This window comes from Cystobacter fuscus DSM 2262, assembly GCF_000335475.2.
Lineage (GTDB): Bacteria > Myxococcota > Myxococcia > Myxococcales > Myxococcaceae > Cystobacter > Cystobacter fuscus.
This window is the reverse complement of record NZ_ANAH02000069.1, coordinates 45,199-68,650: the sequence shown is the minus strand read 5'-3', so window position 1 is coordinate 68,650 and position 23,452 is coordinate 45,199. Positions and strand designations below refer to the sequence as shown.

The window sequence follows — 23,452 nt, the reverse complement described above, 5'->3', positions numbered from 1 at the left end:
TCGGGCGAGACGCGGAGGTCACCCTGGCGGCGTCTCGCGAGATGCATCCCCACGACTGGGACGACAACTCGCGGTGAGCGAGCGCTTGGTCGAGGGGGGGCGCTCAAGGCCGGATGGCGACCTTGATGACGCCCTCGCGCCGCTCGCCGAAGAGCGCATAGGCGCTCCGGATATCGTCGAGCTTGAAATGATGCGTGAGCAGCGGTGTGAGATCCACCCGCTTGCCGCGCACCATCTCCATCAGCCGCCGCATGCGCTCCTTGCCGCCAGGACACAGTGTGGTGACGACGTGGTGGTCCCCCAGGCCCGCCGCGAAGGCGTCGTAGGACAGCTCCAGCTTCCCCGAGTACACGCCCAGGCTGGAGAGGGTGCCCCCGGGCCGCAGGCAGCGCAGTGCGTTCTCGAAGGTGCCCTGTGTACCGAGCGCCTCGATGGCCACGTCCGCGCCACCCCCCGTGAGCCGCTTCACCTCCCGCACCACATCCACCTGGCGGTAATCGAGCACCTCGTCCACGCCCATGCGGCGCGCCATCTTCAGGCGGTTCTCGTCTCCATCCACGCCGATGACGAGGGCCGCGCCCATGAGCCGGGCCCCGAGGGAGGCGCACAACCCGATAGGCCCCTGGGCGAACACCACCACCGCGTCGCCGATGCGCACCCTGCCGGACTCCGCACCGCTGAAGCCGGTGGAGGCGATGTCCGCCAGGAGCACCACCTGCTCATCGGTCAGCTCGTCCGGGATGGGGGCCAGGTTGGCCTGGGCCGAGGGCACGCGCACGTACTCGGCCTGGACGCCATTCAGGGTGTTGCCCAGGCGCCAGCCACCGAGCGCCTCGTGGCCTCCGCCATGTCCGCACTGCGAGAGCAGCCCGGAGAGGCAGGCGCGGCACTGCCCGCACGGAGTGACGGCGCCCACGAGGACGCGCTGCCCGGCCTGATAGCTCTCCACGCCGGGGCCCAGCTCCTCGATGACTCCCACGAACTCATGGCCGATGACGAGCCCTGGCTTCACCGGGTACTCGCCCCGCACGATGTGCAGGTCCGTGCCACAGATGGTGGTGAGCGTCATCCGCACCACGGCCTCTCCCGGTCCCGCCTTGGGTCGCTCGACCTCTTCGATTCCAAACTGATTCACACCGCGAAAGACGTTGGCCCGCATGGCTCGCTCCCTCCTCGAGGAGCGGGGCACACGGTGACACCGCGCTTCGTCGTCCCTACTCGCCCCGGAGGAGGGGTCGCGGCCTTCCGTACAGAGCCGGCCCGTGCACCGTCGGGTGGCACACGTCACCCTGCCTCCGCGGACGATGGTCCCCTGGCTGGTCGCGGGTCGGAACACGGCTCGGCCAGGATCCAAGCGGAACATGATCAGGCGAAGCGCTCCTTGAAGCGCCGCTCGCCCTCCGCGGTCCCGATGAGGATGAGCTCGGCGCCCCCGGGGATGGGCTGGCTCGGGTCGGGGTTCACCACCGTCTGCTCCGGCATCTCCAGCGCGATGACGCTGCAGCCCGTCTCCTCGCGGATGCGCGTCTCGCGCAGCGAGCGGCCGATGACCTTCGCCGAGGCGGGGTAGCGGAAGACGTCCAGCCCCTCGGCCAGCATCACGACGTCTCCCTGCTCCAGCACGTTGAGGATGGCGTTGGCCCCCATGGACGCGTAGGACATGACGAAGTCCGCGCCGGCGCGGTGCAGCGTGGAGACGTTGCGCTCCAGCGTGGCGCGGCTGATGATCTGCATGTCCGGCCGCAGCCGCCGGCAGTAGATGGTGAGGTAGATGTTGATGGCGTCGTTGCTGGTGGTGACGAGCGCGGTGGGCGCCTCGTCGATGCCGGCCCGCTTGAGCACCTCCAGGTCCGCGGCGGAGCCCACCACCGCGTGCTCGAGCCCACGCGCGTTCTCCGGCTTCTCCTCGACGATGCGGTAGGGCACCTCGCGCTCGCGCAGGCTGGCGGCGACCGCGCGGCCCACGCGCCCGCCGCCGAGGATGAGCACCGGCCGGTCGAACACGTTGTAGATGACCACCAGGCTGTCGAAGGTCTCCAGCTGCGCGTCGGTGCCGGCAAGCACCAGCACGGTGCTGGACTCGATGCGGGTGTCGGGACGGGGGAGGGAGAACTGCCCGCGCTGCCACATGCCCACCACGTTGACGCCCGTCACCTCGCGCAGGCGCGTCTCCGCGAGCGTCTTGCCCACGAAGGGTGTGCCCGTCACGGGCGCCTCGGCGATGACCAGCTGCCCGAAGCGCCCGATGACGTTGGCGCGCACTTCGCCGGCGAGCGTGCGCCGCGCGAGCGAGCGCCCGAGCATGTCCGGCAACTGGATGACGTGGTTGGCGCCGGCCAGCTCCAGCACGTCCACCGACTCCGGCTTGCGGGCGAGGCTCGCGATGGGCACCTGCTCGGTGAGCTCGCGCGCCGTGAAGGCGATGTTGGTGTTGAGGAAGTCGTCGCCGGTGGCCACCAGCAGCGACGCGGCCTGCACCCGCAGCCGCCGGTACGTCTCCTGGTCGTCCTTGGGCCCCACCATCACCCGCACGCCGCGGTCGTGCAGCTCCAGCGCCCGCGCCACGTCGTCCTCCAGCACCACGTAGGGGTGCCCGTAGAATTCGAGCCGAGGGATGAGCGACATCGTCACCGCGTCGTAGTGGCTGAGGATGACGTGGCCGCGGGTGTCCTCGGGCAGCTCGCGTGGCGCGCGGCTCTGCCGCTGCGCCTCCATCCACGGCGCGTAGAAGAACTGGATGAAGGTGAAGGGCAGCAGCACCAGCAGGAAGACGACGCCGGACAGCAGCACGACGACGGAGAAGGCCCGCCCCATGTCCGAGTGGAAGGTGATGTCGCCGAAGCCCAGCGTGGTCATCACCGTGAGCGTCCAGTACAGCCCGGTGAGCCACGAGTGCTCCTGGCCCTCGCGCTTCATCAGCACGTGGAAGAGCACGGTGAAGACCACCACCAGCAGCAGGAGGACCGCCAGCAGCTGCAGCAGGGCGCGCACGTTCTGGCGCGCCTTCGCATCCCGCAGGAAGTACGTGAGCTCCGAGGTCAGGAACTTCATGGGGCGCACCTTCCGTCGCGGGCCGCTGCGTGTCGAGTCCCCGCCGCGGGTGCCCCCGCCCGGGAATCCACTTGCAGTGGAGGGATCGCCTCTATGCCGAGCGTCGGCCCACACCCGGGGCACCCCGCGCCCGGCCGTGGCCGCCGCCGGGTAACCGTCCGAGGTTGCGCGGAGCACGAGCCACGAGGAGTACCCTCGTGGCCCGAGAGGCTACTCCATGCGCAGCAGCTTCATGCCCGAAACGTTCGCCCGGTTGACCGGACCGCCGGAGCCCCCCGCCCCTCCGTATGTCGCGTTACTCTCCAGATAGGACATGTTGTAGAAGTCCTTCACGCGAATCTTGTACGTGGCACCCGCGGTCAGTGAGAAGCGCGCGAAGCTGGAGTCACCCCAGACATCCCAGTTGCTCAACTGCGGCATCATCACCACATCGGAAGCAACCACCTGGCCCGCGGCATTGACCACCTCGATCCGCTTCACGGCCGCGGTCACACCGGAGTTCACCGGGCCGAACGCGTTGCCATACACCAACTGCACCCCATAGCTTCCGGTGAGCCCCGGCGTGAACGCCGCTTCCAGGACCTGGTTCGTGGCTCCCCAATCGTTGAAGTGCGGGCGGCCGTGATCGGTCGCGGTCGATGCTCCGTCCAGGCTGTTCAAGCCCGCGCCGGTGTTGAAGATGGTGCCGGTGCCGGTATGCCAGTAACAGATCGGTTCCGAGTGGTGCGACAGGTTGGCGACCGCATCGCCGCCGGTGTACTGAGACTCGACGCTGTAGCACAGGGTCTTCGACGCATAATTGGTCGAGGTTGGATCCGTCCAGCGGGTCGTCGTCAGATTGCTCGCTACCCGTGTCCCGTTCCGGTAGATGTGGTGCACCACGCCCGTCTCGCCGTTCGAGCTGAAGCCGATGCTCAGCAAGCCGCCACTCAACGTCACGGAGACTCCCGTCGGTTCCCTCGGCGCCCAGAAGCGCCTGTAGTCCCCCGTGTCTTCCACCACCGTCATCGTCGTTCGAGGCGCATTCGCATCCACGAGCTGGATCTGGACGTTGTACGTGTCACTGGCCGAGGTGGAGGCCGTGAAGTAGGTGTCGTTGGCCACCGGGGTGCCATTGAGCTTGACGCTGGCGACATGGTAATAACCGCTGTTCGCGCCATCCCTTGCCGGCAACAGCACCTCCACGTTCAGGATCTTGCCCTTGTAGGGCAGGTTCTTCAATTGGATGCTGTTGGCGGTCGAGAACAGCGTGTTGCGCATGTATTTGGTCACGAACGGCTGGAAGCGCAGACCGGTCTGGGTGGCCTGACGGCCGAAGACCACGTCCAGCACCGAGGACATGTAGCCCCCGACGGACCACAGTTGTGCTTCCGAGTTGATGACCGGGCCCGCCCTGTTCCCATTGTCCTGATCCTGATGATTGCCTGACAGGCTGATGAACTGGAAGTTCTCCATGTTCGACAGGTTCAGGCCCGCCCCACGGATCAGCGTCTTCAGGTTGTGGTTGACCACCGCGTCATTCTTCCCGAGCACCGCGGCACGCAGCCAGTAGGCCGACGCGAACGGCCAGATGGCCTGGTTGTGATAGATGGGAGTATCCCGGATCTGCGGCCACACCACGGGAGCACCGGCCACGGTATGCGGATACGTCTGGAGGAGCGAGGCGGTCTTGTCCGCATCCGCGATGCCATCGATCACCGCCAGTGCCTCTCCCAGCAGCTCATGGCGTTGCACCGAGGAAGGATCCAGCTCGGTGGTCTTCATCGTGCTGTACATGCCCGCCTGGGACAACCACAGGTTGTTGTTCAACGCGGCCTTCAGCGCGTCAGCCCAGCTCCGGTACCGGGTGCTCGTGGCGGCATCGCCTTTTTCAGCGGCGAGTCTGGCGGCGACATCGAGGATCATCCAGTGATTGACGTTGGTGGACAAGGTCTTGGACATGCCGATGTGCACGACGTTGCTCGCGGTCCAACTGGGATAGGTCTGTTCACGCCAGTCGAGGAACGACTGTTCGCCCGCGTAGAGACCCGTGCCTGCGTCATGGACCGCGATGCGATCGTTCTCGATGGTATTGACCATGGCGGCGTAGGCCGCGTCACGGAACTGCGTGCGAGAGTCGCCGCTCAGGTACTTCAACACCTCCCAGGCCCCGCGCGCCCAGACCACGCGGTCCGTACTGACCGGCCAGCTGCCCCCGGACCCGGTGTCCTGAACGATCTCCGGTCTGCCCGGGTTGCCGCGCCGATCCGAGATCTTGAACTTCAGGGTGTTGGCCGAACGCACCGGATCCATCTGCGCCAGGGACAAGTCGATCGCGTACGCGCTGTCCCGTGTCCACACGTAGGACCACTTCACGCCGGTCTTGAAGCAGCCACCACTCCCGCCGTCCTTCGGACAGGCGATGGGTTTGCCTCCATTGTAGGCGCCATCACCAATCTGGTTCACGGAGAGGGTATTGGCCATCTCGTCGTAGGCCAGCGCGAACAAGCTGTCGAAGAGCGGGTTGCCGGTTCGAACGACCGGCTTGCCCAACGTCTCGTTGAGGGTCCGCGTGGTTCCCTTGTTTTCCACATCGGACCGGCGGACCGCGTTGGAGCTCAGCACGTAGGTCCGCGCATCCGTGTTGGGATTGGACACCGTCACGTTGACGGTATCCTTGCCATTCTTGAAGCCGTAATTGGAGACCCAGTTCAACGTCGTCGGGCAGATGTCACCGTCCGCCACGTTCACGCTCGCGGCGTAGTCCGAGCCCCCGTTGTTGTCCCACTTCGAGGGGTTGGTCGCTTCGATCGCGTAACGAATCCTGCTGCCACAAGGCAGCCTGCCCAGGTTGACGTGCCATTTGTCGTTGTTACCGCTGACCCCGTTCTTCGTCATCGCCACGGTCAGCCAGTTGGCCCCCTCGTCCAGGCTGTACACGGCCCGTACGCTCGCCGCGCTGTCCAGGGGATGGGTCTCGGTGTTGAGCCACACGTCGCTGGACGAAGTGATGCTCCCATTGGCGGGGAAGATGGACGAATTGCCAATCCACTGCACGTCCGCGGCCCGCACGTCCGTGGCCCGGGCCGAGCAGCCCAGAACCAGCGCGAGACAGACGGTTGAAAGGCGATAGGCCGCGACAGCGACCGCGCCGGACCGAGGGAAGAGCCGATTCTTTTTCATTCGCATGTCTCCTCATTACGACAGCGAGGAGGTTCAAGGATAGCATCCCAACTCACCTGGGCACGTTCCCCGGCAGGGTGATGGGCCAACAAGCGACGACCATCGAGAGGCCGTCTCGCCGGGACTGGCGGCGCCATCGGACGCTGTTGCCCAACGGGGACTCGTCTTGTGGGCGTGGGCCCGGCGGCGGATGCCACCCGCACTGCTCGCCGTGGTGGACGCGCTGCGCCATGTGTCTGGGGGAGGGCGGCTCCCCTGGCGCGCCCTTCCTCCCCATAAAGTTGTTTTAACGGTTTTTAATTGAAACCATGATTTCCTGGTGTCATGATTCCAGAGACCCCCGGTAGGGGGTCCTGACTCTGGCAGCGCGTCCGCGGCTTCTTTCCGCTCCGGTCGGGCTCCGCCGTTCGGCCTTCGCGCGCTGCGTCGTGCGCATCCCATTGCCATCCCGGGAGGTTGTCCCATGTTCGAATCCCACCGCCGCCGAGCGAGGTTTCTCGCGGCCACGTTGTTCTCCACCATGGCCGGAATCGGCCTGTCGGCCCTGCCCGCTCAGGCCGCCCTTGGGTCCGTCACCAGTGCGTCCCTCTCGGGTGACACCCTCACCCTCGTCGTCGGCGCCGACAGGCTCCTCGTCCAGGTCCTGCGCCCGGACATCGTCAAGGTGGACTACCGCCCCGGTGGCGTCGTCGATCCCCCCACCGCCGTCATTGATCCCGCCAAGACGTGGGCCACGGGCAACATCACCTCCGCCGACACGGCGTCCAATCCCATCGTGGTCACCACGGCGCAGCTGACCGTGAGGATCAGCCGGAATCCCGCCCGCGTCTCCGTCTTCGACGCCACGGGAGCGCTGGTGCTCAGCGAGCAGGCCGCCGAGGGTGTGTACGCGGACGGGGTGAAGTTCAACCATGCGTCCGGACAGGCGTTCTACGGCATCACCGGCAACCCGGTGCCCTGGGCCGAGAAGGATCCCAAGCAGAACCTCGCCGAGGGCATGCAGCGCAACGACGGCGGCCGGGTCAACGCCAACATGCAGGGGGACGGTGGGGCTCCGCTCGCCTTCACCAACCGTTATGGGTTGCTGGTGGACTCCATCGATGGGGACTTCGCCATCACCGACACCGCCCTGGAGTTCAGTGGCGTGTCGACTCGCAACGTCGCGTACTACGTCCTGGTCGGTGCGCCCCGGCAGGTGATGGCGGGCGTCGCGGAGATCTCCGGCAAGCCCGCCATGTCCCCCAAGTGGGCCCTGGGGCTCAACAACAGCGAGTGGGGCACCACGCAGACGGAGGTCACTTCGATCGTCCAAGGCTACCGGGATCGGAAGATTCCCCTGGATGCCTTCACCCTGGACTTCGACTTCAAGGCCTGGGGCGAGGACGACTACGGCGAGTTCCGGTGGAACTCGACCTCCGCCAGCGGCAACGTGAACCCGAACAAGTTCCCCAGTGGGGCGTCCGGGACGTTCGCCCGGGACATGGCGGCCAGGGGCGTCATGTTGATGGGGATCATGAAGCCCCGGGTGATCGTCGGGAAGGCGGGCGGAGGCATCACGGCGCAGGGACAGTGGGCGCGCACCAACAACTGCTTCTACCCGGGCCTGGCGGATTACATGGAGTACTTCTCCGGTCGGCCCGCCAACGACGTCGACTTCTCCAAGCAGACGTGCCGTGACTGGTATTGGCAGCACTCCCGGACGCTGTTCGATGGGGGCATCGCGGGCTGGTGGAACGACGAGGCCGACGAGGCGAACGGGTTCATCTTCAACAGCCTCCAGCACACCAACATGCAGCGGTCGCTGTATGACGGGCAGCGGGCCTACTCGGACCGGCGGGTGTTCTCGCTCAACCGCAACTTCTACCTCGGCGCCCAGCGCTACGGCTACGGCATGTGGTCCGGCGACATCGAGTCCGGATTCGGCAATATGGCCGATCAGCGCACCCGCATGCTCACCAGCATCAACATCGGCGAGAGCAAATGGGGCATGGACATCGGCGGCTTCTTCGGGGATCCGTCCTCGGAGAACTACGCGCGCTGGATGCAGTTCGGCGCGTTCGTGCCCATCTACCGGGTCCACGGCGTAGATGGCAAGCAGCGCCAACCGTGGGTCTACGGGGCCACCGCGGAGAGCGCGGCCAAGGGCGCGATCGAGCTGCGCAGCCGGTTGATGCCCTACCTGTATGCCCATGAGCGGATCAATCACGAGACGGGCCTCGGTCTGGTTCGGCCCCTGTTCTACGACTACCCCACGGATCCGAACGCCGCGAACATCACCAGCGAGTGGATGTTCGGCGAGTCGCTGCTCGTGGCGCCTGTCGTCGAGCAGGGTGCGGCCAGCAAGCAGGTGTACCTGCCCGCGGGCACCTGGATCGACTACACCCGTGGCTCCGTCTACACGGGCCCCCTCACATTCAGCTACCCGGTCAACGCGTCCACCTGGCAGGACATCCCGCTGTTCGTCAAGGCGGGCGCCATCCTCCCGACCCAGGAGGTGCTGCAGTACGTGAGCGAGAAGCCTGTCAGGCAGATCGACCTCGAGGTCTTCCCCACCACGGCCCGGAGCGAGTTCACCCTCTACGACGACGACGGCCTGACCCGGGCCTATGAGAACGGGGTCTTCTTCAAGCAGCGCATCACCGCGCAGCGCACGAGCACCTCCGTCACCGTGGAGACCCAGGCGAAGACCGGCAGCTTCAGCCCGGCGCTCACCCACTACATCGTGAAGGTCAACGCCACGGTGGGCACGGCGGCGCGGATCAACGGGACGGCCCCCACCCGCTACGGCGACCTCGCGGCGCTCAAGGCCGCCACGGGCGAGGGGTGGACGACGGGGGTCGATGTCTACGGTCCGTACACCGCGGTGCGCGTCGCGGCCGGGGTGGCGCGGACGGTCGTGGTCGACGGCACCCCGAGCACTCCCCCCACTCCCCCCGTGACGAGAGTGCTCGAGGCGGAGGACGCGGCGCTGTCCTCGGGCGCGCTCGCCCTGAACGACCACCCGGGCTACTCCGGGCGCGGGTTCGTCGCCGGGTACTGGAACTCCGGAGCGAGCACCGCGCTCACCGTGCAGGCCAGCACGGCGGGCACCTACTCCGCGACCCTGAAGTACAGCAACGGCGACGGCCTGGCCCGGACGCTCTCCATGGTGGTGAATGGCGTGCGCACCCAGATCACCCTGCCCGCGACGGCGGACTGGAACTCCTGGTCGACCTACACCGCGCGAATCCCGCTGAACACGGGCACCAATACCCTCGCCTACGTCTACGGCTCGGGAGACTCGGGCCACGTCAACCTCGACTCCGTGACGATCGCACCGTAGCGGACCACGGGATGCTCGTCCTCGCCCCCGCCACCGCATGGCGGGGGCCCGCCGGTAAGCCAGACAGCCTCCAGGCGGGTTTGCTCTACCCCGGACCTGTCCACTCGAGTGAACAGGTCCTGTCCTGAGGAGAGGACAGGGCGCGAACAGGGCGTGAACAGAGCGCACCGGAAATACTCGAAATCATTGAAGTACGGAGTTGGCACTACGGTTGCTCCAGGCCCGTGCGAGACCGCGAGGTCCTTTTCCTCACCCGAGAGCAACGCATGCACACCCTTTCCATCCGTCATCGACTCACTGGACTCCTCGTGTTGTCCCTCCTGGCCGCGTGCAACGCGCCCCTGGAGGAGAGCGAGGAGGGGCTCTCCACGGGCACGAGCACGCTGGCGCCGGCCAACTTCCTCTACCGCCAGGGCAAGCAGCTGTACCTGAATGGCGCGCCGTACCAGATGGTGGGCGTGAACGCCTTCCCGCTGACGGGCTGCGGCGCGGCCCCCAACGACGCGCAGCTCGATGCGTTCTTCGCCGGGCTGCGACCCAACGGGCTCACCCGCGCCTGGGCGTTCAAGCCTCAGGGCCTGGCGAACCTGGAGCGGGTGGTGGCCGCGGCCGAGAAGTACAACCAGAAGCTGATCCTCACCCTGGCCGATGGGCGCAGCTACTGCGGCGAGTGGGACGGCTACAACGGCTCGGACGGCAGCGGCAAGCAGAGCTCGTGGTACTCCAGCGGGTACAAGACCAACTATGTGCCCTGGGTGAAGCAGGTCGTCACCCGCTTCGCGAACTCGCCCTCCGTGGGCATGTGGGAGCTGATCAACGAGCCGGGTGACACCGACAACACCACCCTGAAGGCCTTCTTCAACGACGTCAGCACGACCATCAAGCAGCTCGATCCGAACCACCTGATCAGCTCGGGCTCGTGGGCGCCGTGGGCGTACGGAGGCCAGTCCGGGTTCCAGTCCATCCACGACGTGCCGAACGTGGACGTGGGCAGCCTCCACGAGTACGACTACGACTACAACAACGGCAACACCATCGTCTCGCCGCACTTCACGCCCGCCATCAACGCGATGAACGCGCTGAACAAGCCGCTCATCGTCGGAGAGACGGGCATCAACGCCGCCGACAGCGGCTGCCGGACGAACCGCACCCAGCGCCGGGACGCCATGCGCCAGAAGTTCCAGCAGTACCTCGCGGGCGGAGCGGCGGGCGTCTTCGTGTGGACGTGGCAGGCGACGAACGTCACCAGCTGCGAGCTCAACTTCGGGCCGAACGATCCGATGCTCCCGATGATCCGCGACTACCCGCTGGCGTCGGTGCCGCCGCCCCCCACGGGCGACTCGGTGCAGCTCAATGACAGCGTGGTGGGCACGGGCCAGGAGCAGTTCGAGTACACCGGCACCTGGGAGGCGGGCACCGGCACCGGCAAGTTCCAGGGCGATGACCACTTCTCGAACACCACGGGCTCCTCCTACGTGGTGCGCTTCTCCGGCACGCAGGCGAAGCTGTACGGCTCGGCGGCCCCGCACCACGGCATCGCCTCGGTGTCGGTGGACAACGGCACGGCGGTGGACGTGGACTTCTATTCCACCTCCCGCCAGGAGCAGAAGCTGCTGTGGACCAGCCCCGTGCTGAGCGCGGGCTCCCATACCCTCAAGGTCACCGTCTCCGGCCGCAAGAACGCCAGCTCGTCCGGATACGTCATCACCGCGGATCGCGTGGACCTGACGCGAGCGACGCAGGGCGGCGATACCACCGCTCCCAGCGTGACCATCACCCAGCCCACCGGTGGCACCGTGGCCGTGGGCAGCGTGACGGTGCAGGCCTCCGCCAGCGACAACGTGGGCGTGGCGAAGGTGGAGCTGTGGGTGGACGGGGCGAAGCTGGCCGAGGATGGTTCCTCGCCCTACGCCTTCACCTGGAGCGCTACCGCGGGCCAGCACACGCTGGTGGCCAAGGCGGTGGATGCCGCCGGCAACGTGGGCACGAGCGCCACCGTCACGGTGACGGCCTCTCAGCAGAGCGTGGTGGTGCAGCTCAATGACAGCGTGGTGGGCACGGGCCAGGAGCAGTTCGAGTACACCGGCACCTGGGAGGAGGGCACTGGCACCGGCAAGTTCCAGGGCGATGACCACTTCTCGAACACCACGGGCTCCTCCTATGTGGTGCGCTTCTCCGGCACGCAGGCGAAGCTGTACGGCTCGGCGGCCTCGCACCACGGCATCGCCTCGGTGTCGGTGGACAACGGCACGGCGGTGGACGTGGACTTCTATTCCGCCACCCGCCAGGAGCAGAAGCTGCTGTGGACCAGCCCCGTGCTGAGCGCGGGCTCCCATACCCTCAAGGTCACCGTCTCCGGCCGCAAGAACGCCAGCTCGTCCGGATACGTCATCACCGCGGACCGCGTGGACCTCACGGTGCTCCGCTAGGCTCCCCCGAGTACGCCCTTGCCGCGAACCATGCTGCAACACTTGCCAGGATGCTCGCGGGAAGGGCTACACGGAAGGTGCTGGGCACCGTGCGAGGCTCAGGGACAGAGCTGGTGATCTTGCAGGGGGTTGATGTGACCCTCGGCATCACCCGTCAGGGACAGGGCATAGATGCCACCATCCCAAGCGCCATCATTGAACGTGACCCGCGCGTTGGGCGCCAGCACCGTGCCCTGGATTCCAATGCTGCTGGCATCGATGCTCGTCGCATCCACGAAGTTGAAGAGCACGCGGTGCAGATCGATGCCGCCGCTGAAGAGCATGGCGAACCTGGAAAGGGTCGCCGAGGCGCCGCGGACGTTGACCACGACGAAGGAGCCAGCCGGTGCGTGGAGTTCGAAGAGTGTGGCACGGGTGAAGGCGCTGGCGCTCATGTCGAAGACGTTCAAGACGGGGTGGGTGCCGTTCAACATGAGGCCACCCCAGGACTCACGCGACGTACTGCCATTGGCCGGAATGCGGTCGAGCCTCGAGGACAGGTCGCGCAGCTCGTCGAACCGGGTCGCGAAGTCGATGGGCGCGCCCTGGGCCGCGTGGCCTCGGGGGAAGACCACGCTCTGGTTGGTGCTGTAGCCGCCCGCGTACCGGGCGTCACCCCAGACGCCTCCGCGCGAGAGGGTGAGCAGACCGCCCGCGACCAGTGTGTTGGAGATGTCGTTGCCCGGCAATCCCCATCCCACCGAGAAGTTCGTCAGGGTGATGTTGCCACCCGCCGCCACCTTGCCCACGACATCGTGTCCCCCGCTGTAATCCTCGCGCAAGAACAGGTTGTAGTCATTCAGGTCGACGTTCAGGCAGCAGGCGCCCGTCGTGGGCTGGCGGACGACGATATTCGAGGTGGGATGGGAGCAACTCGCTCCCGTGCCGTCGCAGCTTCCGCCACAGACGGAGTCTCCGGCGGCGCACGCGGGACGGTCTCCCACCGGGGCCCCGGTGACCGGCGAACACGTTCCGACCGACCCCGGGACGTTGCAGGCCATGCACTGCTCCGTGCAACTGGTGTTGCAGCAAACCCCATCCACGCAGGAGCCGCTGAGACAGTTAGTCGCGCTCGAGCAGGTGCTCCCCGTGGGAGCTCTGGGCGAGGTGAACAGCGCGGTGAGGACCGTGTCCGCGGTGATGGTGACGTCGCACGGGTTGGCGGAGCCGGTGCAGGCCCCCGTCCATCCGACGAAGGTGTCACCCGGCGCGGCGGTCGCGGTGACACTCACCAGGGTTCCTTCCAGGAATTGCGCGGTCGCCCGGGCGCAGGCCGCGTCGCAGGAGATGGCCGCCGGACTGGTGACCACGAGGCCCGTCCCACTGGAAGCCGGGTCCTTGCTCACGGTGAGCAGATGCAGATTCCCGATCGAGTCCGTGTCGACGCCCTGGTTGTTGGTGCTGTCGTTGTCGATGACTCCCTCGGGGACGGTGACGGAGGCCAGGTTGGAGAGGCGGCCAGTTCCGGAACCGCTGACGACGGTCGCGCTCAAGCTGAAGATGGCCTTGCCGTTGACCGGCAGGTGGACCTTCGCATCGATGTCATCCGTGCCCGTCGGCGTGGCGCAGACGCCGCCGTGGGAGGCGGTGCAAGTCCAGGTGGCGGAGGTGAGCTGGGCCGGCAGGGTATCCATGACGTGCGCGTCGTTCACCGCCGCGGGCCCGTGATTGGTGACCTCGATGAGGTATTGAAGGGTCTGGCCCCAACCGGCTGCGGCCACACCATCGCTCTTGGTGATTGCCAGGTCCGCGAACACCATACCCTGGGTGATGAGCGTCTCGACCAGGGGCCCGAGGAGGGCAGAAGTCCTGTCATCCCGGACCGTGTAGTTGCCGTTGCTCACGGTCCCCGTGGCTCCCGGATCGATCCGCACGGTCAGTTGGAAGGTCGTGCTCGCGGCGGGATTGAGCGTGCCCAGGTCGCAGGAGACCGTGCCCTGAGCACCCACCGCGGGGACCGTGCAGACTGCGCCCGGCGCATTGAGTCCCACGAAGGTGGTATTCGCCGGCAGGGGCTGGTCGACGATGACATGGGTCGCCGTGTCCGGACCCGAATTGCTCACCAGATAGGTATAGGTCAAGGCGTCGCCAGCATTGGCTTGAGAGGGTGCACTCGCGGAGATCGACAGCCCGGGGAGGAAGGCGCCAAACCCATCCACATAGACGTGGCCGAAGTGGCCTCCTTGTGAACACCCGGCGGCGACGACCGTGAGTTCTAGCTGATCTCCGACGTCGATGTCCGCGGCATTGGGAGCGAAATCGAAGATTTTCCAGTCTGTATAGAGCACCTGGCTCGAGGGGTCCGTCTTCCACGGGACACCGGGTTGGTTCGAGTATTCGAACTTCGAGAACAATTGTTTGTTCCTCGTGGTGTTGTGCACCACGACGTAGAAGTAGGGCTGATCACGGGCCAGGTGCCCGGGATCCTCGAAGACCGGCGCGAGCGCGAAGCGGAGGTGGAATTTCCCATCCGCCGGATCGATGTCTGAATTGGTGATCCGGAAGGTCTGGCTCAAGCTGTTGGTGTTGTTGCTCGAGCCGTTTTGATTGACCACCGCCGCCCACTGTCCGTAGCGCGGGTAGCGGAGGGTCGACCCGGCACTGAGGCCCACCGGGATCTGCGTTTCCGGCGCCCCATTCACCGCGAAGGTCAGGTGGGCTCCCGTACCCAGGAGACTCAAATCGGAAAGGCTGGTGGGCGGGACGGCGCTCAGGCCTGGGTTGTAATGGGTGCCCACGGTCCAGTTGCTCAGGTCGCCATTCTCGAAATCGCCATTGCCCACCAGCGGCGCTCGGGTCTGGCCCACCGAGTGTTTTGGGGGAGACCGCTCCTTCTGCTCATCGAGGCGGGTCGTGCACCCCCAATGCAGCAAGCCGAGCGCGAAAACGAAAAAGACAGGTCTGACGACGGAATGGGTTCTTCGCGGTATCATGTGGATGTCTCCTGCTCTTTCGAGCGAGAGCTGGGTGGGGTTGGACTCTATGTATGTAGAGCGTCCCGTGTAATGTGTACCTAGACCGCGGGGTGTATGAGAGCGTTGATATCCGTCGCATTGGCTGTGCCGCGGGCCGAGGGGAGGGGATGCCGTGACAGGCCGTGACAGGTCGTGACTTCATGCAGTCTCTGTTCATGGGATTGTGCCAATCGTCAGACAAGATCGGGCTCAGGGGGACGCGTCGGTCACCGCGCTTTCCACGACGAAGTCGGACGCCCATGGCTTGACCTGGTGATCGTCATTTGATCTGATTGCGGCGCCACCGCCCGGCGCCGCCGAAGCATCAGGTCGGTTTGAGCCAGACGTGGCATACGTCCCGGTCAGTTCACATGGAGGAGAATGAGATGCGAGTCCGAAAGTTTGGTCTAAACGCCGTCTGCGCTTTGATTGTCTACGTGTTCATGGTGCCCTGCTGGGCTGCGGGCATCCCCTCGGGCCAGACGCGTTCGTTGACAGACGCCCTCGGTAGCGAGGGCGCCGAACATGACGTGCGTCAACTTCTGGGTAACCACCACGACGCGTTCGTCGAAAACTTCACGGCCACCGCAAGCCCCGTTCTCCTGAAGGACGGCGGCATCTTCCTGGACGGCTGGCGGGTCGGCCATCCCGGGCAACATGCGGCGGCATTCGTTCACTATGCCGACGGCCGGACCTATGCCGCGTATTTCGACGCGAAGCGCGGCAATGTCATCTACTTCGGTGACCTGGGCGGTCGGACTCATCCTGCCATCGCAGTATGGGCACTGCGTTTCGGCCCGCCTGTGGACGTCATCCTGGAGGCGAACCCGGCGGCCAGGGCACCTGCCAACCTGCCGCAGGTCACCGCGGGTACCCCGAGCCCCAGCGACCAGGTGGAGCTGCGAAAGGTAGCCGCTTCGATCTGGAACGCGTCGCTGGCAGCCAGCTGGGATATGAATGCCGAGGTGGGCGACATCCTGGGAACCGTGACCTACGAAATCATGGAGTGCTCGGCGGCGTTCAGCCTGGTGCCCAAACCGGTGGGTTGGGTTCCGGGATGGTCCTACGTGGCCAAGAGCGTGCAATCGATCGTGGCTTACGTCACCGGTGTCTCGAAGGACCGGCAATACAAGGCATGCGTCAATTCCGCCGCGCTGAACTGGCGAAGCGCGATTGAGTTGGCTTCCGCCGGCATCTGACGGGCCATGCTGGAGCTGCTCGCCATTTCGTGGGATCCTGCTTGATGGCGACCCCTTGGGGGTCCATGCGACCTTGCTCCCGCTGGTCTGCGCTCGGCTCGAGTACACCTCGCGCCGAGCGTGTGTGCCTACGCCGCTTTTGTGGCGGAGCAGACGAGATGTGCCAGACGCATCTGCTGAATCCCGCGAGTAGCGCCGCGGATGGCACACGTGCTATCGCTCGAGGGTCTCAGCCTTCGCCTCGATGAGCAGGGCCAAGCCATCGAGCAGCCGAGCCAGTCCGAAATGACGGCGTGGCTGAAAGAAGGAAGACATGTACGGTTCCTACAACGACCCGCGCGGCGCGCTTCCGGCCGGGAAAGGACGAGCAGGCGCCCAAGTCCTCGACCATCGACGACTACATCGCCTCGTTCCCCGAGGACGTGCAGGTCATCCTCAAGAAGGTGCGCAAGTCCATCCGCAAGGTGCTGCCCAAGGCGGAAGAGAAGATCAAGTACGGGATGCCCGCGCTCATGCTCGACGAGCGGCACGCCGTGTATTTCGCGGCCTGGAAGCGCCACATCGGGCTCTATCCCATCTACCGCTCCGACGACCCGATCGAGGAGGCGCTCGAGCCCTATCGCGACGCCAAGGACACGATCAAGTTCCCCCTCAACGCACCCATCCCGTACGCCCTCATCGAGCGGATCGTCGCCCACGTCGCGAAGCGGCGATGAAGCTCGATCAGCCCCTCCCGGGAGGCCGCGGGCTGGGGCAGGATGCCCGGTATGGCACGGATCGCCGTACTGGGAGCGGGCGGAGTGGGCAGCGCGGTGGCGCGGTTCCTTGCTCGCGAGGGACACGCCGTCACCGTCGTGGAGCAATTCACGCCCGACCATGATCAGGGCAGCTCGTATGGCTCCTCGCGCATCATCCGCAAGACGTACCCGGATGGTTTCTACACGTCACTGATGGGCGAGGCCTACCCGCTCTGGGCAGAGCTGGAGCGCGAGGCGGGGGAGAAGCTCTTCGCGCGCACGGGCGGCCTGTTCTTCGCCCCGGAGGGACACCCGGACCTGAGCGCCATCCGCCGGGCGCTCGCGGACAACCAGGTTTCCTTCGAGGAGTTGGATCCCACCGCGTGCGCGCGGAAGTTCCCCGGCTTCCGGCTGCGGGAAGGGGAGGCGGGGGTGTTCGAGCCCGAGGCGGGCTTCCTCCGGGCCTCCGCGTGCGTGCGCGCGCAGCTCCGCCTCGCGTCGGCGCATGGGGCCCAGGTGCGCGCGGGCACGCGTGTGGAGGCCCTCGAGCCCCGGGCGCGCGGCGTCGCCCTCGTGCTCGCGGGGGGCGAGGTGCTCGAGTTCGACCGGGTGGTGGTCTGCGCGGGGCCCTGGACGGCCCGCCTGCTGGCGAGGGTGGTGCCGCTGCCGTTCACGGTGACGCGGCAGGTGTACTGTCACTTCGAGCCGACGGAGCCGCTCGCGCGCTTCAGCGCGGATCGCTTCCCGGTGTGGATCGACTTCGGCACGAACTTCTACGGCTTCCCACACGACGAACACCTGCCCGGCGTGAAGGTGGCGCTGCATGAGCCGGGTTCGTCCACCGAGCCCCACCGGGTGGACCGGGAAGTTCACGAGTCGGACCGAGAGCCCCTGCGCCGGGCCTGCGCGGAGCACTTGCCCGGGCTGTCGCCGCGCGTGGCGTTCGAGAAGGTGTGCCTCTACACGATGACGCCGGACCACGACTTCGTGGTGGACAGGCTGCCCGGAGAGCCCCGGGTGACGGTGGTGGGGGGACTGAGCGGACACGGCTTCAAGTTCACCGTGCTGCTCGGCCGGATCGCGGCCTGGATGGCCACGGACCAGCGGGTGCCCTGGGATCTGTCGCGCTTCGCCCTGGCCCGCTTCGTGTGAGCCCGCGGGCGGTTACGGGGCCTTCTTCTCGGGAGTTGGAGCGGGGGCCTTCGCCGAGGTGGCGTCCACGCTGATGAGGTGCCGCTCGTTGCCGACGATCTTGTAGGAGACGCGGACCTCGTCACCTTCCTTCAACTCGGAGATGGTCGCGGGCCGGGCGTCCTTGACGATCTTGGACTGCGCGTCCGCCTTGAGGCGGTCCATCTTGCGGTTGGCCTTGCTGGGGATCCGGATTGACAGGCTGTCACCCGACACGGATTCGACCTTCCCCATCACCTCCTGCGTCTTGGCGTCGGACTTGCCCGCCATCTGGCTGTCTTGCGCCTTGTTCTCCGTCCCCGTCGTCTGTTGCTGCATCTGGGCCGCGCCCGACTCCTGCGGCGCGTTCTTCGCCTCCGCCGCCGGGTAGCCCACTGCCACTCCGAGCACCGCCACCGCCGTCACCATCAGCTTGCGCATGTGTCCTCCCTTTCGAGCAACCACCGCATGAGGGTTTGCCAGTCATGCGGAGGGATGTCTTTCGCGCTCGAGGGTGATGCGGAGGTTCCGGGTGAACAGTTCGCCGGGCCGCTCGGCGGGCGGGGAACCATCCATGCGGTCAATAAGATTTGACCGTATGGAAAAACTTCCTCCTCTTCACGCTTTACCCGAACTGCCCCTGGATGGAGACTTCCGCCATGACGACGACCACCGCTTCCACGCTTCCGACCTACGATCTGTTCACGCCGGAGATGATGGCGAACCCGATGCCCACGCTGCATCGGATCCGCGCCGAGAATCCGTTGATCTGGAGCCCCCAGCTCAATGCCTATGTGCTCACGCGCTACGCGGACATCCTCGCGGCGTTGAAGGACCGGCGCCTGGCCTCCTCCAACATGGCGAACTGGATGGATCTGCTGACTCCGGAGCAGCAGCAGGAGTTGCTCCCGGTGCGCCAGTCCATCCAGCTGTGGATGGGCCACACCAACGAGCAGGATCACCTGCGCTTCCAGCTCCTGCTCAAGCGCTACTTCACGCCCGGCACCGTGGATGCGCTTCGCCCGCGCGTGCGGCAGATCACCGAGGAGCTGCTCGACGCGGTCGAGTCGCGGGGCCGCATGGATGTGGTGGAGGCGTTGGCGTATCCGCTGCCCGCCAACGTCATCGCCGAGATGTTGGGCATGCCCACGCGCGACCGGGAGAAGCTGCAGGCGTGGTCGCGTGACATCACCGCGCTCTTCGGGCGCTCGGACATCCACCAGTTGCGCCGCTCCCAGCGCAGCGTCCTGGAGATGCAGGACTACCTGCGTCCCCTGCTCGAGGAGCGCCGCCGCGAGCCCCGTGAGGATCTCATCAGCGTGCTGCTGGCCGCCTCGAAGGAGGGCACCCTGAGCGAGGAGGAGATCGTGTCCAACTGCGTGCTCCTGCTCTTCGCCGGGCACGAGACGACCGCCAACCTCATCGCCAACGGCCTGGTGATGCTCTTCGAGCACCCCGACCAGTTCGAGCTCCTCAAGGCGCGGCCGGAGCTGATGGCCACGGCGGTGGAGGAGATGATGCGCTGCGATGGTCCCGCGAGCATCATCTCCCGGGTGAGCACGGAGCCGGTGGAGGTGTGTGGCCGCTCCTTCCCGGCGGGCAAGACCTTCTACCTGGCCCTGGGGGCGGGCAACCGTGACCCGGAGGTGTTCCCGGATCCGGACCGCTTCGACATCACCCGCAAGCCCAACCGGCACCTGGGCTTCGGCATGGGGTCCTTCTACTGCCTGGGCGCGGCGCTGGCGCGCATGGAAGCGGATGAGTGCTTCCGCATCCTGCTGCGCCGCTTCCCGAACACCCGGCCCGCCTACGAGAAGCCCGACTGGCAGTCGGGGGCGCCCCTGTCCCACAACCTGAAGACCCTCCAGGTGCGGTTCTAGGCGCGTGTGGGAGTCACGCGGCTCGGCCTCGCGGGTCGTGCCGCGCGCCCTTCGGGCGTTGCCGCCACTCACGTGAGAGCAGGCCCCCTGCCTGGGCGCAGCCTGGGGGCGCTTGCTCCGCCCACGTTGACACCACTGATGAGTGGTGTTACTTGGAATGACACCACTGAGCAGTGGTGTTGAGTCGGGGAAGTCGGCGACAACGTCCGGGAGCGACAGCGGTGAAGACAGGGACAGAGGCGGAGGCTTCGAGTACGGACCTGGCGGGCCTCGGGCTCAACGCCTACGAGAGTGGCGTCTACCTCGCGTTGCTCTCTCGGAGCGGCCAGGGCTCCACGGAGCTCGCCGAGCGGGCGAAGGTGCCGCGGCAGCGCATCTACGACGTGCTGCGCTCGCTGGAGGCCAAGGGCCTGTGCGTCGCGCGTGACACCACCCCGCGCACGTTCTTCCCCACGGATCCGGCGACGGCCCTGCCCGCGCTCAGCGCGAAGCGAGCCATGGAGCTCGAGCGCGAGCGCGAGCGGACGGCCGCGGTGGCCCTGGCGCTGGCGGCGCAACTCGGCCCCCTGTTCCAGTCGGGAAAGGGGGAGAACGATCCGCTGCAGTACGTCGAGGCCCTGGCCGATCCCTCGCGCATCGCCGCGCAGGCCATCGCCCTCGCGAGCGCGGCGAAGCACCACGTCCACTCGCTCATCAAGCGCCCCCTCATCCTCTCCTCGGAGCAGAACCGCCGCTTCCTGCAGGTCCCGCTCGAGCGCGGCGTGCGCTACCGCGCGCTCTACGAGCGAGAGGCCCTGGACGATCCGGAACTGCGCGAGTGGATGGGCACGCTGAGCAAGAAGGGGCAGCGGATCCGGATCGTCCACACCCTGCCGGTGAAGATGCAGGTCTTCGACGACGAGGTCGCGCTGCTCTCGATGCAGGACCCGGTGGGCGGTCCGCCCAGCTTCACCGCCGTCGCCCTGCGCCACCGAGGCGCCGTCGCCCTGCTGAACCTCGCCTTCGAGCGGCTCTGGGACGAGGGCACCCCCTACGAGGACCTATGACCCCCATGGGAGATGAGCACATGAGCACCGAGCACATGAGTACCGCGTACGTGGGAACCGAGTATGTCGAGGGCTACCGGCCGGGCCTCCTGGGCCGGATCGCCGAGTTGCACGGCATCTACTACGCCAAGGCCTGGGGCTCGGGCGCCGAGTTCGAGGGAATGATGGCGCAGGAGCTGCGCGAGTTCCTCGCGCACTATCAGGCCGGCCGCGACCTCCTGTTGACGGCCCACCTCGACGGTCGGCTCGTCGGTTCCATCGCCGTCGCGGGCTCGAAGACGGATCAGCCGGGGGCGCGCCTGCGCTGGGTCATCGTCGAAGAGGCGTACCACGGCCGGGGCATTGGCAAGGAGCTCGTGCGGCGCGCGCTGGAGTTCTGCCGTGCCGCGGGCTTCTCGCGCGTCTATCTCTGGACGGTCGAGGGGCTGCCACAGTCGCTTGGGCTCTACCTGAGCGCGGGCTTCCGCATCGTCGACCGCCTTCCCGACGACCGCTACAGCGTTCCGCTCGTGAACCTGCTGTTGGAGCGCGACCTGCCCTGAAGGGTGGAGGGACTCAGGGCGCGGGCCGGTAGCCCTGGAGGACGGAGGCGTCCGCGGGGTTGAAGGCGTCCGCGGGGTCTCCCATCCAGTCGGCACGGGGGGCCCGGAGCGGCACCGGGGTCGCGGTGGCCCCATCGCACAGCCGGCTGTTGACCCACTCCAGGGTGGTGCCGCCCTCCTTGGAGGCCACGCTTCCACAGGCCGTGGCGTCCGTGGCGATCGAGTTCACGATCTTCACGCGCGCCGCGGGGGTGGAGTTGTTCTCGAGCAAGATCTCACTGCCCGCGTTCGCGTAGAACGTGGAGTCGTACACCTCCACGTAGCCCTGGGACCACAGGCCCGCGGTCGAGTAGCCGTCGTGCTTCTGGGCGAACGCGCTCAACACGTTGTTCAACGTCGTGGGCTGGGCGCTGTCATTCCAGAGGCGGAAGTTGCGCTTGTTGCGCAGCGCCACGCAGTTCTCGTAGTAGGCCGCCTGGGACTTGTCATCCCAGCCACCGTCGGTGTTGTCGAGCGCGGCCGAGTTCAAGAAGGAGATGCCGAAGGCCGAGCGCTCCAACGAGAAGCCGTCCCCGTTCTGGTAGTCGCCCGTGGACGTGGTCGTGAACGTGTTGTTCCGGGCGGTGACGCGGTTGAACACCACGTCATGGGTGGGCAGGGTGGGATCCGCGGGATTCTCGATGGAGACGCCGAAGGGGTAGGCTTCCGTCGGCCAGGAGGGATCGCCCAGCGTGGCATCCGCGAGGAAGTCCTCCACGAGCAGGTTGGACACGTCCTCGATGAAGCGGATTCCGCGCTTGGTGTACTTCCGGGCGTCGGACCGCGACACCCTCGAGTCCGAGACGTGGCTCAAGGCGAGACCTTCCCGAATCTGGCTCAGGTGCAGCTCGCTCAACTGGAGGTGGGACGAGGTGTCGGCCCGGACGCCGTAGTAGTAGTTCTCGGCGCTCAGCCGCTCGATGTCCCAGTAGTGCGCGCCCGTGAACCGCAGGAACGCATGGCTCTTGCCGGAGGCTCCCGGATTGGCCGGATTCCACAGCCCCTTGAAGACGGGCAACCCCTGACCCAGGTCCACGCCCACCACCTTCTTGTGCAGCGTGTCCGTTCCGCTCGTCGTGAGCGAGAAGGAGAAGGGCGTACTGCTCTGGTAGACGCCTCCCGCCACGTACAGCGTGTCCCCGGGCTGGAGCGTCTGGTTCAGGGTGGCCTGGAGTTGATCCGCCGAGAACGCCTGGCTCCAACTGGACCCATCCTTGGCGCCAGCACCCGAGCGGCTCAGGTAGAAGGCCCGGCCGACGAGCCGCGCCGAGCTGAGCTGCCTCACGTAGAGATCCCCTCCGACGAAAGCCAGGCGCAGCACGTGCGTGCCCTGGGGGATGTCGATGGGTACCGGCACCTTGTAGCTCTGGAATGTCCCGTGGCCGCCCGTGGCCGGAAGGGTGACGGGGACTTCGTTTGCTCCGTCCCAGCCGATGCGGACCTCTCCCGTGCCGCTCGGAAGCGAGTAGGAGAGGGCCAACTCGTAGCGTCCGCCCTGCGCCACGTTGACCGTGTACTCCAGCCATTCACCCGGAGAAGCGCGGACCTCGTAGGTACCCGAGCCCCGGATGCCGATGTCCACCGCCTCGTTCGGCCGGTAATACGCAGGGGAATTGACCGCGTCGGAGTCGTGATAGGCCACGCCTTCTCCGCCCTGGTCGAAGTCCTGGGCCTTGATGACTCCTGGAAAGCCATTGGCTCCAAACGGCGTCTGGCTCTGCGCGACGCTCGTCGCCCCGGACAGACACAGACACAGGGCAAGCAAGCGGGGGCGGGCCCCCGGAGGAACGCTCCTCGAGACGAACGGCATGGAAGACCCTTTCACACCCCGTGAAATCCAGGAACTCCGCGACAGAATACCGCTCCCGTATTAAACGGAGTA

General features: G+C 66.6%; 14 protein-coding genes. 8 read left to right on the top strand and 6 right to left on the bottom strand.

The window, feature by feature from the left end; genetic code table 11:
• Positions 1 to 103 precede the first annotated feature (103 nt).
• The 3 genes from D187_RS45065 to D187_RS45055 form a co-directional block, all read right to left on the bottom strand.
• A complete protein-coding gene (locus D187_RS45065) occupies positions 104 to 1,159 on the bottom strand; it encodes a zinc-binding dehydrogenase (RefSeq protein ID WP_002628356.1) in 1,056 nt (351 codons plus the stop codon).
• Between the two features lie 206 nt (positions 1,160 to 1,365).
• Entirely contained in the window at positions 1,366 to 3,051 is a 1,686-nt protein-coding gene (locus D187_RS45060) for a potassium channel family protein (RefSeq protein ID WP_002628357.1), read from the bottom strand.
• A gap of 210 nt (positions 3,052 to 3,261) precedes the next feature.
• Positions 3,262 to 6,213: a glucosidase family protein gene (locus tag D187_RS45055; protein WP_002628358.1), complete on the bottom strand. Its 2,952-nt coding sequence runs from the start codon at positions 6,211 to 6,213 to the stop codon at positions 3,262 to 3,264.
• A 463-nt stretch (positions 6,214 to 6,676) separates the two neighbouring features.
• Between D187_RS45055 and D187_RS45050 the strand changes: the two genes are divergently transcribed.
• Together D187_RS45050 and D187_RS45045 are read left to right on the top strand one after the other, a co-directional pair.
• Positions 6,677 to 9,535, top strand: coding sequence for a TIM-barrel domain-containing protein (locus tag D187_RS45050; protein WP_020918713.1), 2,859 nt, complete (start codon positions 6,677 to 6,679; stop codon positions 9,533 to 9,535).
• A 266-nt stretch (positions 9,536 to 9,801) separates the two neighbouring features.
• A complete protein-coding gene (locus tag D187_RS45045) occupies positions 9,802 to 11,964 on the top strand; it encodes an Ig-like domain-containing protein (RefSeq protein ID WP_002628361.1) in 2,163 nt (720 codons plus the stop codon).
• Positions 11,965 to 12,062: 98 nt separating this feature from the next.
• Here D187_RS45045 and D187_RS45040 read toward each other — a convergent pair whose 3' ends face one another.
• Positions 12,063 to 14,810: a choice-of-anchor A family protein gene (locus tag D187_RS45040; RefSeq protein WP_245591992.1), complete on the bottom strand. Its 2,748-nt coding sequence runs from the start codon at positions 14,808 to 14,810 to the stop codon at positions 12,063 to 12,065.
• Between the two features lie 533 nt (positions 14,811 to 15,343).
• On the opposite strand from D187_RS45040, the gene D187_RS57305 reads away from it, so the two are divergent.
• The 3 genes from D187_RS57305 (at position 15,344) to solA (ending at position 18,045) form a co-directional block, all read left to right on the top strand.
• Positions 15,344 to 16,156, top strand: coding sequence for a hypothetical protein (locus tag D187_RS57305; protein WP_211241656.1), 813 nt, complete (start codon positions 15,344 to 15,346; stop codon positions 16,154 to 16,156).
• 293 nt (positions 16,157 to 16,449) lie between these two features.
• Positions 16,450 to 16,872, top strand: a complete 423-nt coding sequence (locus D187_RS45030) for an iron chaperone (RefSeq protein WP_002628364.1) — start codon at positions 16,450 to 16,452, stop codon at positions 16,870 to 16,872.
• 51 nt (positions 16,873 to 16,923) lie between these two features.
• Positions 16,924 to 18,045, top strand: coding sequence for an N-methyl-L-tryptophan oxidase (gene solA / locus D187_RS45025; RefSeq protein ID WP_020918711.1), 1,122 nt, complete (start codon positions 16,924 to 16,926; stop codon positions 18,043 to 18,045).
• Between the two features lie 12 nt (positions 18,046 to 18,057).
• On the opposite strand, the gene D187_RS45020 is transcribed toward solA, so the two are convergent.
• Positions 18,058 to 18,504, bottom strand: coding sequence for a hypothetical protein (locus D187_RS45020; RefSeq protein ID WP_002628366.1), 447 nt, complete (start codon positions 18,502 to 18,504; stop codon positions 18,058 to 18,060).
• A gap of 218 nt (positions 18,505 to 18,722) precedes the next feature.
• On the opposite strand from D187_RS45020, the gene D187_RS45015 reads away from it, so the two are divergent.
• From D187_RS45015 to D187_RS45005, 3 genes are all read left to right on the top strand, one after another.
• Positions 18,723 to 19,943, top strand: a complete 1,221-nt coding sequence (locus tag D187_RS45015) for a cytochrome P450 (protein WP_002628368.1) — start codon at positions 18,723 to 18,725, stop codon at positions 19,941 to 19,943.
• A 221-nt stretch (positions 19,944 to 20,164) separates the two neighbouring features.
• Positions 20,165 to 20,989 (top strand): TrmB family transcriptional regulator, encoded by an 825-nt coding sequence (locus D187_RS45010; RefSeq protein WP_002628369.1) that lies wholly within the window; start codon positions 20,165 to 20,167, stop codon positions 20,987 to 20,989.
• 20 nt (positions 20,990 to 21,009) lie between these two features.
• Positions 21,010 to 21,531: a GNAT family N-acetyltransferase gene (locus D187_RS45005; protein WP_076606352.1), complete on the top strand. Its 522-nt coding sequence runs from the start codon at positions 21,010 to 21,012 to the stop codon at positions 21,529 to 21,531.
• 13 nt (positions 21,532 to 21,544) lie between these two features.
• On the opposite strand, the gene D187_RS45000 is transcribed toward D187_RS45005, so the two are convergent.
• Positions 21,545 to 23,335 (bottom strand): carbohydrate-binding protein, encoded by a 1,791-nt coding sequence (locus tag D187_RS45000; RefSeq protein WP_043434976.1) that lies wholly within the window; start codon positions 23,333 to 23,335, stop codon positions 21,545 to 21,547.
• Positions 23,336 to 23,452 lie beyond the last annotated feature (117 nt).

What these genes read in the sequence shown, in the direction of transcription:
- D187_RS45020 (WP_002628366.1), bottom strand. Translation starts at nt 18,504, where the DNA reads ATGCGCAAGCTGATGGTGACGGCGGTGGCGGTGCTCGGAGTGGCAGTG.
- D187_RS45055 (WP_002628358.1), bottom strand. Translation starts at nt 6,213, where the DNA reads ATGAAAAAGAATCGGCTCTTCCCTCGGTCCGGCGCGGTCGCTGTCGCG.
- D187_RS45060 (WP_002628357.1), bottom strand. Translation starts at nt 3,051, where the DNA reads ATGAAGTTCCTGACCTCGGAGCTCACGTACTTCCTGCGGGATGCGAAG.
- D187_RS45045 (WP_002628361.1), top strand. Translation starts at nt 9,802, where the DNA reads ATGCACACCCTTTCCATCCGTCATCGACTCACTGGACTCCTCGTGTTG.
- D187_RS45050 (WP_020918713.1), top strand. Translation starts at nt 6,677, where the DNA reads ATGTTCGAATCCCACCGCCGCCGAGCGAGGTTTCTCGCGGCCACGTTG.
- D187_RS45065 (WP_002628356.1), bottom strand. Translation starts at nt 1,159, where the DNA reads ATGCGGGCCAACGTCTTTCGCGGTGTGAATCAGTTTGGAATCGAAGAG.
- D187_RS45015 (WP_002628368.1), top strand. Translation starts at nt 18,723, where the DNA reads ATGACGACGACCACCGCTTCCACGCTTCCGACCTACGATCTGTTCACG.
- D187_RS57305 (WP_211241656.1), top strand. Translation starts at nt 15,344, where the DNA reads ATGCGAGTCCGAAAGTTTGGTCTAAACGCCGTCTGCGCTTTGATTGTC.
- solA (WP_020918711.1), top strand. Translation starts at nt 16,924, where the DNA reads ATGGCACGGATCGCCGTACTGGGAGCGGGCGGAGTGGGCAGCGCGGTG.
- D187_RS45005 (WP_076606352.1), top strand. Translation starts at nt 21,010, where the DNA reads ATGAGCACCGAGCACATGAGTACCGCGTACGTGGGAACCGAGTATGTC.